This window comes from Streptomyces maremycinicus (genome assembly GCF_001184025.1).
In the GTDB taxonomy this organism is placed as follows: domain Bacteria; phylum Actinomycetota; class Actinomycetes; order Streptomycetales; family Streptomycetaceae; genus Streptomyces; species Streptomyces maremycinicus.
The window spans coordinates 186,754-199,285 of the sequence record NZ_BBYG01000022.1 but is presented as its reverse complement, the minus strand read 5'-3'; the positions used below and the strand labels follow the sequence as shown (position 1 = coordinate 199,285).

The 12,532-nt window shown below is 68.7% G+C and carries 10 protein-coding genes and 1 pseudogene; 7 read left to right on the top strand and 4 right to left on the bottom strand.

The features are described from left to right. Nucleotides 1-105 precede the first annotated feature (105 nt). Nucleotides 106-513: a (R)-mandelonitrile lyase gene (locus AOQ37_RS33875; RefSeq protein ID WP_062650245.1), complete on the bottom strand. Its 408-nt coding sequence runs from the start codon at nt 511-513 to the stop codon at nt 106-108. A gap of 105 nt (nt 514-618) precedes the next feature. Continuing rightward, complete coding sequence (locus AOQ37_RS33870) at nt 619-1,635, bottom strand: zinc-dependent alcohol dehydrogenase family protein (protein ID WP_062650243.1); 1,017 nt, start codon at nt 1,633-1,635, stop codon at nt 619-621. A gap of 215 nt (nt 1,636-1,850) precedes the next feature. Here AOQ37_RS33870 and AOQ37_RS33865 point away from each other — a divergent pair, with 215 nt between their 5' ends. The 3 genes and pseudogenes from AOQ37_RS33865 to AOQ37_RS39200 all read left to right on the top strand — a co-directional run. Continuing rightward, a complete protein-coding gene (locus AOQ37_RS33865; protein WP_062650241.1) occupies nt 1,851-2,738 on the top strand; it encodes a helix-turn-helix transcriptional regulator in 888 nt (295 codons plus the stop codon). A gap of 471 nt (nt 2,739-3,209) precedes the next feature. Continuing rightward, on the top strand, nt 3,210-3,626 hold the full coding sequence (locus AOQ37_RS39205; RefSeq protein WP_063781209.1) for a hypothetical protein: 417 nt from the start codon (nt 3,210-3,212) through the stop codon (nt 3,624-3,626). A 75-nt stretch (nt 3,627-3,701) separates the two neighbouring features. After that, a pseudogene (locus AOQ37_RS39200) lies at nt 3,702-3,836 on the top strand (IS5/IS1182 family transposase); the annotation flags it as partial. 135 nt (nt 3,837-3,971) lie between these two features. On the opposite strand, the gene AOQ37_RS33855 reads toward AOQ37_RS39200, so the two are convergent. Further along, nucleotides 3,972-4,730 (bottom strand): SOS response-associated peptidase, encoded by a 759-nt coding sequence (locus AOQ37_RS33855; RefSeq protein ID WP_062650239.1) that lies wholly within the window; start codon nt 4,728-4,730, stop codon nt 3,972-3,974. A gap of 1,042 nt (nt 4,731-5,772) precedes the next feature. Here AOQ37_RS33855 and AOQ37_RS33850 point away from each other — a divergent pair. The 3 genes from AOQ37_RS33850 to AOQ37_RS40955 all read left to right on the top strand — a co-directional run bounded on the left by AOQ37_RS33850 (nt 5,773) and on the right by AOQ37_RS40955 (nt 7,733). Continuing rightward, nucleotides 5,773-6,978: an IS256 family transposase gene (locus AOQ37_RS33850; protein WP_374701566.1), complete on the top strand. Its 1,206-nt coding sequence runs from the start codon at nt 5,773-5,775 to the stop codon at nt 6,976-6,978. A gap of 157 nt (nt 6,979-7,135) precedes the next feature. Further along, the gene (locus AOQ37_RS40960; protein WP_199825124.1) at nt 7,136-7,588 is read left to right on the top strand and encodes a hypothetical protein; all 453 of its coding nucleotides are present in this window, start codon (nt 7,136-7,138) and stop codon (nt 7,586-7,588) included. Continuing rightward, a complete protein-coding gene (locus AOQ37_RS40955) occupies nt 7,554-7,733 on the top strand; it encodes a hypothetical protein (RefSeq protein WP_062650235.1) in 180 nt (59 codons plus the stop codon). The genes AOQ37_RS40960 and AOQ37_RS40955 overlap by 35 nt, the downstream gene beginning before the upstream one ends. A gap of 174 nt (nt 7,734-7,907) precedes the next feature. Here AOQ37_RS40955 and AOQ37_RS33840 read toward each other — a convergent pair whose 3' ends face one another. Beyond that, nucleotides 7,908-9,230, bottom strand: a complete 1,323-nt coding sequence (locus tag AOQ37_RS33840) for an MFS transporter (RefSeq protein ID WP_078890484.1) — start codon at nt 9,228-9,230, stop codon at nt 7,908-7,910. Nucleotides 9,231-9,704: 474 nt separating this feature from the next. On the opposite strand from AOQ37_RS33840, the gene AOQ37_RS33835 reads away from it, so the two are divergent. Continuing rightward, complete coding sequence (locus AOQ37_RS33835; RefSeq protein WP_062650231.1) at nt 9,705-12,386, top strand: alpha-L-rhamnosidase-related protein; 2,682 nt, start codon at nt 9,705-9,707, stop codon at nt 12,384-12,386. Nucleotides 12,387-12,532: the final 146 nt, after the last annotated feature.

Below are 12,532 nucleotides of genomic sequence, written 5' to 3'. Positions count from 1 at the left end.
GCGGAGGCGACTCGGGCCGGTCCGCGAAGGACTGTTGGACCGTGCAGTGCATGGAGAGGTCTTCGGTCTTGCATGCACGCGTGAACGCGGGGCCGGCCGACACGGTCAGACGGCCGGAGCGGCGGCGTACTCGGTGTCGGTGACGGGCGTCAGCCAGTGCACGACGTCGTGTTCGGCGTCGCCTTCGTTGATGGCCAGGTGGACCATCAGCCGGTTCGGGGCGGCGCCGTGCCAGTGCTCCTCGTCGGCTTCGAACAGGACACGGTCCCCGGGCCGAATGACCTCGACCGGTCCTCCGCGGCGCTGACACAGGCCGACGCCTTCGGTGACGAAGACGGTCTGGCCGAGCGGGTGGCGGTGCCAGTGGGTGCGGGCGCCGGGCATGAAGTGCACCAGGTTGGCGGTGACTCGGGACGGGGTGGGCGCGGCGGCGACGGCGTCGATGTAGACGTCGCCGGTGAACCAGTCGGCCGGCCCCTTGGCGGTGTCGATCGAGCTGCGGGTGATCTGCACGGTCACTCCTTGTCAGGTGGAGGGATGGAGGCGTGAGGGGGTGGATCGATGGAGGCGTGAGGGGCGGGCAGGGGTGCAGAGGAGGACGCTGGACAGGTGGGGGGATCAGGGTGTGAGAAGGGTCTTGATGGCGCGGCGCTCGTCCATGGCCTTGTAGCCCTCGGCGACCTGGGCGAGGGGAAGGGTGAGGTCGAAGACCTTGCCCGGGTCGATCCGGCGGGTGAGGACGCGGTCGATCAGGTCGGGCAGGTAGCGGCGGACGGGGGCGGGGCCGCCGCGCAGGCCGACGTGGGAGAAGAACAGCTCCTGCCCGTCGATCGCGACCTCGTGCGGGACCCCGACGAAGCCGACGTTCCCACCGGGCCGGGCCGTGTGGAGGGCCTGCCGCATGGCCTCGGCGGTGCCGACGCACTCCAGGACGGAGTCCGCGCCGATCCCGTCCGTCATCTCCTTGATGCGGGCGATGCCCTCCTCACCGCGTTCGGTGACGATGTCGGTGGCGCCGAACTCACGGGCCAGCTTCTGTCGGGACTCGTGCCGGGACATGGCGATGATGCGCTCCGCGCCCAGTTCCTTCGCCGCGATCACGCCGCACAGTCCGACCGCGCCGTCGCCGACGACCACGGCGGTGGATCCGGGCCGCACCTCGGCGGCATCCGCGGCCCACCAGCCGGTGCCCATGACGTCGGAGACCGCCAGCAGACCGGGCCACAACTCCTCGTCCGGCACCTCGTCGGTGGCGACCAGGGTGCCCTGGGCGTTCGGGATGCGCACGTACTCCGCCTGGCAGGTCGACATGAACTCGCGGTGCAGACAGTTCGACGGGAAGCCGTTCCGGCAGTTCGCGCAGGTGTTGTCCGAGGTGGCGAAGGAACCGACGACGAACTGGCCGGGCCGGACCGAGGTGACCTCGCTGCCGACCTCCTCCACGAAACCGACGTACTCGTGCCCCATCGGATGCGGATCCCCGATCGGCTCGGCGCCGCGGTACGGCCACAGGTCCGAGCCGCACACGCAGGTCACGGCCGTGCGGATCACCGCGTCGGTCGGATGAAGGATCTTCGGGTCGTCCACGGTCTCGAAACGGACGTCACCGGGAGCATGGATCACTGCGCCGCGCATGAGAGGGATTCCTTTACGTGCCGAGGCGAACAGCCACCGAGGAATCCGGGGCCGCCGCCGAGTGCAGGGCCGGGTGCGTGCCCGTCGTGACGAGACCGGGCGGAAAGCACCACGTCATCCAGGTAACCGGCTCGCGGCGCCCGTAGCGAGACACCATCAAGAGGTGTACTGCCAGTACATCCCTATGGCCGTGCGGGGGACGTACCGTCGAAGGCGTGGACAACCAGGCAGAGGTCAGCGAGTTCCTCACCTCGCGACGCGCGAAGATCACCCCCGAGCAGGCGGGCCTGCCCGCCGGCAGCCGTCGACGCGTGCCCGGCCTGCGGCGCAGTGAGGTCGCCGCCCTGGCCGACGTGAGCGTCGAGTACTACGCCAAGCTGGAACGCGGGAACCTCGCCGGCGTCTCCCCCGCCGTCCTCGAAGCCGTCGCCCGAGCCCTCCAGCTCGACGACGCCGAACGCGCCCATCTGCTCCACCTGGCCCAGACGGCCGACGGCTCCGACGCCCTCACCCGACCCCGCCGCCGCGCCACCCGTCGATGGAAGCCGCACCCGAGCCTGCAGTGGACCCTGGACGCGGTCACCGAGGGCCCGGCCTTCGTCCGCAACGGCCGCATGGACCTCCTCGCCGCCAACCAGCTCGCCCGTGCCTTCTACGCCGACGTCTACGCCGACCCCCACAACCAGGAGAACCTCGCCCGCTTCACCTTCCTCAGCCCGGACGCCCGCCGCTTCTACCCCGACTGGGACCAGGCCGCCGACATCACCGTCGCCATCCTGCGCACCGAAGCCGGCCGCAACCCCCACGACAAGGACCTCCACGACCTCGTCGGCGAACTCTCCACCCGCAGCGACGCCTTCCGCACCCGCTGGGGCGCCCACGACGTCCGCCACCACGGCACCGGCTTCAAGCGCTACCACCACCCCGCCGTCGGCGAACTCACCCTCGCCTACGAGGGCCTGGAAATGGCCGCCGAACCCGGCCTCACCCTCACCATCTACGCGGCGGAACCCTCCTCCCCCTCCGAACAGGGCCTGCGCCTCCTCGCCTCCTGGGCAGCCACACCCCAGACCCCCACACCCGCCCCGCATCCCCGTGACTGAGAATCCCCGACGGGAGATTGCCGGATGCACACCTCGGCTGCCATCCGTCGGTGGCCGTATCCCTGATCTCCCCTGACCGGGACCGTGAGAGGCCGCCTCGCCGAACCCGGCCCGCTCCCGGTCTGACCGATCCGGCCCAGCAGCCCGACCGTTCCAGCGGTTCGCCTTCGTCGGCCTGCGCAGCTCGGCAACCGTGGCACCGCCGAGTCCACGGCGAACGGGGCAAGGAGCCGGCTGCCCCCACCGCAGACCACGGCCCAACTGGTGCACATCGCCACGGTGGCACCGACGCTGCCGGTGGTGTGGAGTGCCCCTGAACAGGATTTGCCCACCGCCGGGCGCGCCGGTCGCGCAACCGACCACGGTGACGGTCCGATGACGGTGCTGACCGACCGAGCGGCAGACTGGCCGGATCGGGGTACCAGGAATCCGGGTGGGCCCGCACGCGGACGATGCGTACCCTGTCGGACCATGTGCTACCACGCGTTCAACGGCGCCTCCCGGCACTACGTGTGCATCGCGTGCCGGCTCTCCTTCAAAGGCAGCACGTGGCCGATCCGGAAGCGCATCTGTCCTGGCTGTCGTGAACAGCTCGTCTTCGCGGGCTACGACTTCGCCGCGCCCCGGCGACGCGACACGAAGGCATGGTCCGTCGTCGCGACCGTGCTCGCGGAGGGGCTGACCTACGATCACCGCCCCGGCTGCGGCTGCTCACAGCTCCCCTCGTTCCGGCCCCGTACCCGAGCTCAGGTACGTGTCCGGCGCCGCGCAGCCGAGCGGCTGGACCTGCCTCTGTCGGTGACCCTCGCTCGCCGCGACGCGTTCACCTCGGAGAGCCGTGACGAGCAACCACCCGCACCGTCTGCCGCGAAGCGCGACACGACCTGAGCGTCGCGTCGACGTGGCATGCCGCACCGGCCATGTGAGCGGTCAGGGTGTGGTTGGCCCTGAGAAAATCCCGCTGTGGCAGGAGTGGTCACGGCAGCGGAACCGTCCTGGATACCCGCGTTCACTGGGCCGCGATCGCGCGACTTTCGAAAGCTGGTCACGCTGCTGCGCCGAGAAGGCGGCGATCGGACTCGCCGAGGGCGTCCCTGGTAACTGCCGCTGGAAGATCGGGTGCTCTTGGTCGCCGCGTACTGGCGAACCAACCCGACATCGGGCAGCTAGTCCCACCGTACGCTGGTGCCTACCCGCGATCACGGCATCGCCGAGCAGTCCGAGAGAAACGGCCTAGCTGGTGGCCTCGTCGACGAGGTGGGGGTTGTCGTTGCGGACGTTGTTGACCATGGCGGAGACAGGGCGGGCGTCGAGGTGGCCGCCCGCGGGCTGGCCGAGGAGCGCGCGCAGGTCGTGGGGGTCCTGGTGGGTGGGGTCGAGCCAGGCGTCGTAGTGGTCGGGTGTGAGAGCAAGCGGCATGCGGGGGTGGACACGGCCGGCTGCGTCGGTGGCCTCGGTGGTGATGATGGTGCAGGTCATCAGCCAGGCGTCCGGGTCGTCGTCATGCTTGACGGACGGGTCGCGCCAGTGTTCGTACAGTCCGGCGAGGGCCATCACCTGGTCGTCCTCGGGGTGGATGAAGTAGGGCTGCTTACGGGTCTTGCCGGTGCCGGGGTCCTTGATCTGTTCCCACTCGTAGAAGCCGTCGGCGGGCAGGATGCAGCGGCGGCGGGCGAACGCGCGGCGGTAGGCGGGCTTCTCGTGGACGGTCTCCACCCGTGCGTTGATCATCCGGGAACCGATCTTCACGTCCTTGGCCCAGGACGGCACCAGCCCCCAGCGCAACGACCGGAGCTCCCGCCGGACTTCGGCGTCGCTGTCGCTGTCGTCGCCGCCGCTGCCACGGGGCGCTCGCTCGAGGACGGCCCACACCGTGTCGGTGGGGGCGACGTTCCAACTCGGTGCGAGCCTCTCTTTCGGGAGCGGGTCGGAGACATGGAAGAGAGGGGCGAGTTCCTGGGGGCTGCGGGTGGAGACGTATCGGCCGCACATGCAGCCACTGTGCCATCTGTGGCCCGGAAACGTCACCGACCATTCGGGTCCTCGCGACGCGCTGACCGGTGGGGTGGGAAGTAGGCGTAGCGGTACCGTCCTGACAGCCTCCGGTCGGCCCGTTCTGCCGAACTCCGGAAGACGCTGATACCCAACGGCACATAGTCATTGACTATCCGCAAGCGCAGTCGATCTTCGGCGTCACCGATTCGGCACGGCCGCGTCGACCTCGCGCCCGATTCTGAGACTCGATAGAGCAACGGGACTACAACTCACACCGCTGCCCCGCATCTCCGAGCTTCCCATTTCGAATGAACTCGCGTACAAGATTCCACGCGCGATCGACACCTAGGACGAAGTCACCGGTGAACTCCGCAAGGTCGTCCATGATCGGAACGTCGATCGTCACCTCAGACGGAACAGTGCCATCCCCCGCGAGGAGGGAAACCGTTTCAGCGTCATTGAACAGATGAACGACGGCATGACGGCCCCGAAAGCTCAGTGTCAGCTGGGGGAGCTCCCTGTCCGGCCATCGAACTTCAAGGTATCCGCGCCCCAGGGCGAGCAGTTGACGAAAATTGTCGGACAGGTAGCTTAGATCCGAGGTTCTCTCACTTGAGCAAAAACGCCCAGTTCGAGGTGAGGTCATCCCCCACACCACGCTCACGTTGGACCTCCACCCGGTATTCGGGGCAGCAGCCGCATCCCCCGGCCACCCTACAAGGCTGCACCACTCCTGCTCCGGCTGTCACCGACGGTTCAAGGAAGTCGGAAATCCCGAGACCTCATCCCCTAGGATTCCCTTGCCATCGCTGGTAAGCGAACGCGATTACTGCGCCATTGACATCGACATCCATCGGCTACCTGACAGCGATCACCACACACTCGCCTTCGCTTACCAGGTCGGGGAGTGTCCAATAGACGGCGGATCCGATGATCAAGGAGACGCCTGATGAGCGAGACCATCACCGAGCACGAGGCCGTGGAGGAGCCGGTCGTCGAGTCGGCTGGGGAGGCGGTGTCGGACGAGCAGCTGATCGGGATGCTGGTCGACCGCGCCCGGTCGGACGGGCTGCAGTTGACCGGCGAGGGCGGGCTGTTGCAGCAGCTGACGAAGCGGGTGCTGGAGTCCGCCCTGGAGGGCGAGATCACCGATCACGTCGGCTATGACAAGCACGACGCGACCGGCAGGAACAGCGGCAACTCCCGTAACGGCACCCGGTCGAAGACCGTGCTGACCGACGTCGGTCCGGTCGAGGTGAAGGTGCCCCGCGACACGGCCGGCACCTTCGAGCCGCAGATCGTCCGCAAGCGGCAGCGCCGTCTGACCGGCGTGGACGAGATGGTGCTCTCACTGTCCGCGAAGGGCCTGACGCACGGGGAGATATCGGCTCATCTGGCCGAGGTGTACGGGGCAGAGGTGTCCAAGCAGACCATCTCCACGATCACGGACAAGGTGATGGAGGGCATGGCGGAATGGCAGGCCCGCCCGCTGGATCGCGTCTACCCCGTCGTCTTCGTAGACGCCATCAATGTGAAGATTCGCGATGGCAAGGTCGCTAATCGGCCCATCTACGTTGCGATGGCTGTGACCGTCGAGGGCACTCGCGACATCCTCGGGATCTGGGCCGGCGACGGAGGCGAGGGCGCAAAGCACTGGCTCCAGGTCTTCACCGAGCTCAAGAATCGCGGAGTTGAAGATGTCCTGATGCTCGTCTGCGACGGGCTGAAGGGTCTGCCGGACGCGGTCGAGACCGTCTGGCCCCGCACGGTCGTTCAGACCTGCATCGTTCACCTGATTCGCAACAGCATCCGCTACTGCTCTCGCCAGGACTGGGACAAGGTCGCCAAGGATCTCAAGCCCGTCTACACGGCGCCGAGCGAGGCCGCGGCGACCGAGCGGTTCCTGGAGTTCTCCGAGAAGTGGGGCAGCAAGTATCCGGCCGTGATCAAGCTGTGGTCCGACGCCTGGGCCGAGATGGTGCCCTTCCTGTCCTTCGATGTCGAGATCCGCAAGGTGATCTGTTCGACGAACGCGATCGAGAGCGTGAACGCCCGCATTCGCAAGGCCGTCCGGGCCCGTGGGCATTTCCCCAACGAGGCGGCCGCGTTGAAGTGCGTCTACATGGCGCTGATGAGCCTGGACCCGACCGGCAAGGGCCGACGCCGCTGGACGATGCGCTGGAAGGCACCACTCAACGCCTTCCAGATCGCCTTCGAAGGCCGCCTCACCCCGAACAACCACTGACCTTCAACAACCAAGATCAGCCGTTGATTGGACAGACCCCCAGGTCGCACTCCACCTCGCAGCCATCGTCGTATGGGCAGAACCCTGACGACTACCGGCCGCGTTTGCCGACGTCGGGCCGGACAGCGTGCACCAGCACGAGTGGCCAGGAGGGCAGGTGGACAGCCGAACCGACATAGAAGCGCTGCGGCAGGTCCTGCCCATGACGAATGGGGTGCGGACGAGCGGGTGGACTGGACGGCAGCCGAAGCCGGCCTGGGCACTCCTCCCTGCCGACTATCGCGACTTCATGGCTGTCTACGGTGGCGGCCGCATCCATGACCTGATCGTCCTTCCGCCTCAGCCGACCGGGAACGGCTGGCAGGCGTCGATCACCGGTCACACGGCCGGCTTCCGCGAACTGGGGGCCATGGAGGGCGGAGTCCCCGGGATCGAACTGGGTGCTGATCGAGTGCTGCCCTGGGGCAGCGGCTGCAACGCAAACGAACTCGGTTGGCTGATGAGCGGAGCGAACCCCGATCAGCGGCCTGTCATCGTCTGGAGACGGCACGGCAATCCGCAATGGGCACTGCGGTATGGCCGAGTTCCTGCGGCGCCTCATGACCGCTGAATTCGACGCGTGCCCGCTGAGCGACCTCTCTCTTCGGGGACGAGTGGGCACCTTCGTCCATCATGAGGAGCGGGAGCGTCGCTTCCACGCGGGCCTCGACCCGATGACCGGCGAACCAGATCCCTACGCAGGCATGTTCGGCTGACAGACAGTCAGTGTTTCCATGGGAGACAGGGCCCAGTCGTGAGGGGGGCCATTCGGCTGGGTCGTCGAGTCGTTCCGCATCCCGCCCAGGTGAGGGTTGCCGGGCAACGTTCGGCGAGGGGCTGGCCGGGGGTTCGGCACCGCAGCGGCCGGTCGTGCCCGGGTGGGGTGGAGTTCAGGGCCTGGGGCGGGATGCCGGTCGCGCGGGCCAGGCGATCAAGGTCGTGGCCAGGGCGGTCGCCGCGAGGACCGAACCGGCTGCCAGTACGGGTACCGGGTCCCAGAGCCTGCCCAGCACCTGGACGAGGACAGGGAAGGCGAACCCGACGTAGGTGAGGCTGTAGAACACGGCGATCACGGTGGAGATGTTCTCCGGTCCGGCCAGCGTCTGCACGAGCTGGAGACCGCTCACCAGCAGAAGGCCGTAGGCCGCGCCGAGGACGACGGCCGTCGCCGCCAGGAGGAGCAGTGAACCGGTGGCGACGGTGAGGGCCGCGGTGAGCAGCCCGGCGATCGCCGACGCCATGCCTACGCGGAACGGCACCGCCGCGGAACGTCGGGCGAGACGCCGTGCCCACGGCTGCACCGCGATACCGCTGCCCAGGGTGATGGCGGCGACCACTCCGCCCCCGACTGCTCCGTAGCCGCCCAGGGGCACGAGAACAGGCAGCGCGGCGAGCGATACCGTCGCGGTCCCGAAGACCCACGGTGCCGTCGGAAGGACCGCGGTCAGGAACAGCCTGCTGGTCAGCACCCGCATCAGTCCCCCGCCGGGGTTCGACGAGTGACCGCGCCGCTCGGTGGGGGGCGAGGCCGTCTCCGGAGCACGCCAAACCACCGGCAGCGTCAGTGCCACCAGGGCGATGTGCACCAGGTAGGCAGTGGTCTGGGGCGAGGGCAGCCACTGGACGATCCCGCCGGACAGCAGCGGTCCGATCGCGAACCCGGCGGTCAGCGAGATCGCCGCACGCTGCGCTCCCCGCCCCGAGGGCTTCACGGTGTCGGAGAGTTCCTTGATCCACGCCGTTCCCGGCCCGAACGCCGAGCCGGCGCCGACTCCGACCAGAATCCGCCCGGCCAGGATGGTCCCGAACGCCCCGCCGGAGAAGAGGATCACCGCCGAGCCGAGCGCGGACAGCAGCAGGGCGGCCAGGAGGACGCGCCGCCGACCGAGCCGGTCGGAGACCTTGGCCATGACCAACAGGGCCGGAATGAGCCCCAGCGCGTAGGCCCCGAACAGCGCGTTCACCTGAAACCCGCTCAGGTTGCCGCGGTAGACCTGAAGGACGGAGGCGAACATGTTCGCCCCCCATCCCACGGTGAACACAGCGGCGGCGGGCCGCGTCCATGCCGACGGGGTGGCCACGGTCGAGAACTGCGCCGTGAGCGGCGCGTGCCTGCCGGAAAGCCTCGCACCGTGGTTCCGCCCGCCGCCGCCCGGCCTCGGCAGACGAGATGCGGTGTGCGGACAGGGAGCCGTGACCTCTGGAGTTGCCATGCCAGCGATACTAGTGGACGAGTAGACCAGTCGTCTAGGGACGTCGGCTGCACTCACACTCGGACGGACGCCGCAACGTGACGCACACCTGGCGAGCCCCCGCCTCGACGGGCGGGAATCCGACACCCTGGTCACGCAAGTGATCCAACACCCTTGACCCGGAGGAGGATCGAGCCCGCAGGCACGTGGCGCCCGGGCGGGCCGATGTCCTTGTCGAGGTGGACCGCGCACGGCACCCGTCTGTCGACGGGGCAGGATCCCGCGACGCCGGCCGGGCCGAACCGGGCCTCACGGCCCGGCAGCAGACAGTCCGCATCCCACGGAGCGGACCGTTCGCCTCTCGACACGATCCATCCCGGCGCCGGGTGACGGAACATTGCTCCACGGTATGTACGCGGAAATCAGCACTGGGATACGGTCTCCCCGCACACTCGGTTTGAATCGTTTCATTCAGATCCGGAAGAACGAGGTGTCATGTCGTCGAGCCGCAACACTCCTCAGCCGCAGAACGAAGCCACCCGCCGAACCGTCATCGCGGCGGGAGCGGGACTGGCGGCGCTCTCCGCCGCGGGACTCCCTCTCGCCACGGCCGGGGAAGCCGTGGCCGCCCCCTCCTCCGGGACGTCGCACCCGGTGCCCCGAGGCGCGACCTCCTGGCACCGCTACGTGCAAGGACCCTCCAGCCGCACGGTCCGGCCGGTCCGCATCACCGCGTCCACCGGAGATGTGCGCCTTCCTGATGCCCTGCTCAAGCCCGGCGGACGCGTTACGGTCCTGGAGCGTCCCGAGCCCGTCGCGCCGCCTCGCTGGCCCGACGGAACCACGGCCGCCGCCTCCTCCTCGCACGCCGGCAACGAGGGGAACGACGGGAAGCCTCGCACCTACGAAGCGGGCAACGCCATCGACGGCAGCCTCGACACCTTCTGGAACGACGACACGGCAGGCGCCTTCCCGGACACCCTCACCCTCACCACTCCCACCGCGCAGCAACTGTCGGGCATCACCGTGATCTCCAACAGCGACGGCGTGCCCACCGATTTCACGGTCGACACCTGGCAGGACGATGCCTGGCGCACCGCCGCCACGGTCTCCGACAACGATGTCATCCAACGGGCCGTCACCTTCTCCCAGCCCGTCACCACCACGCGGGTCCGCATCACGGTGACGAACGTGCAGGACACACCGCGCGGCGCGTTCACCCGGATCAACGAAGTCTGGCCCGCCGCCGTGGAGCCGATCGCCGTCCCCAGCGTCACGATCGACTTCGGCAAGGTCGTCGTGGGGTATCCCCGCATCCGCTTCGCCTCCGCCTCGGACAACTCCCCCGGCGTGCGCATCGCGTTCTCCGAGACCGAGCAGTTCCTCACCGACCGCTCCGACTTCACCCGCTCCGACCAGGCCGGCGGCACGGGCCAGGGCACCGACCAGTTCGCCGTCCCCGCGCGCGGAACCACCTGGACGGACCGCAAGGGCTTCCTCCGGGACGGCAAAGTGTTCGCCGACGGGCTGCACGGCTTCCGATATCTCAAGATCACACTCGATGCGCTGGCGACCGACGCCCCCGTCGCCCAGCCCTGGGGCACCGTCGCCATCGACTTCGTCGACCTGGACTTCACCGGCTACGTCGGCACGCCCAGCACCTACCGCGGCTGGTTCCTGTGCTCCGACGACGATCTCAACCAGTACTGGTACGGCGCCTCGTACACCAACGAGCTGGTCACCGACACCTTCCGCCAGGACGACGTGGATCCCCGCAACGCCTGGAGCGCTTCCCTGGAAGGCCGGCTGGTGCTGCACGACGGCGCCAAGCGCGACCGCGACCCCTACGTCGGCGACCTCGCCGTCTCCGCGCGCACCCTCTATCTCACCCATGACGACACCGCGGCCGCCGCTCGTCATGTCCTGGCCGACCTCGCCGACCACCAGCGGGCCGACGGATGGATCCCACCCGCCTCCATCTCCACATATGAACTGCCGCTGTTCGACTACCCCCTGTGGTGGGTGACGTGCAGCTGGGACTACGTCCTCTACACCGGCGACCGCTCCTACGCGACCCGGTACTACCCCCACCTCGTCAAGGTGCTGGACACCTGGTATCCGAGCGTCACCGACACCGCCGGACTCCTGAGCAAGGGACTCAACGGCACCGGACGCTACGGCGATTACGCCTTCCTCGACCGCACCGGCCAGATCACCTACTACAACGTGCTGTACGTCCAGGCGCTCAACGACAGCGCGGCGCTGGCTCGTTGGCTCGGGCACGAGGCGGACGCACGGCGGTGGAGCGATCGCGCCCAGGCGGTCGCCGGTGCGGTCAACGCCCACCTGTGGGACGACTCCGCCGGGGCCTATCTCGACTCGTCGACCGGAGCCGTCCGGCACGCCCAGGACGGCAACTCGCTCGCCATCACCTCCGGCGTCGCCGGGGCCCCGCGCGCGGCCTCGGCTCTCGATCACCTCGACGCCACCACGCAACTGCCGTACGGCAACGCCTTCATGGACAACGACACCATCTTCGGCGGCGCTTCCCAGCGGGTGTACGCCTTCACGTCCTACCCCGAGATCGTCGCCAGGTTCGAGACCGGTCGGGCCGCATCGGCGCTGGACCAGATCCGGCGCACCTACGGCTGGATGCACAGCCACGACCCCGGTATCACCAACTGGGAGGGCATCGGCCCCGGCGGCTCCCTCTACGAGGGCGCCTATACGAGCATGGCGCACGGTTGGTCCACGGGCGTACTGCCCGCGCTGACACACCACCTCCTGGGCGCCAGACCCACGGCACCCGGCTACGCCTCCTGGGAGGTACGCCCCCACCCCGGCGACGTGGCCTGGGCGCAGGGCCAACTCCCGACGCCCGGAGGTCCGTTGACGGTCGACTGGACCAGCACGGCGACGTCGTTCACTCTCACGCTCGACGCTCCCCACGGCACCCGGGGCGTGGTCTCCCTGCCCGTCGGCGCTTCACGCGCCGTCCTACGCCAGGAAGGGCGCGTGGTCTGGGACGGCCGCCGCGCGAAGAGCGCACGGGTGACGAGGGACGGTGACCGGATCACGGTGTCCGGCCTGGGCCCCGGCCACCACCGCTTCAGCGTCACCGGCCAGCCGCGCGGCGAGCTCTCACCTCTCGAGAAGGCCCGGAGGTGGGCGACCTGAGGGCTCGCGGCTTCGGGGGGCCGCCACGTCGTACGGTCAGAGCGTTCCAACGCTCATCGCAGTGCTTTTCCTTCTTCGAGATATTCGTCCGTCGAGGAAAGAAGGGAAGCGGCCTTTTCTTCCTTTTCCTCCGCCTCGCGATGTCT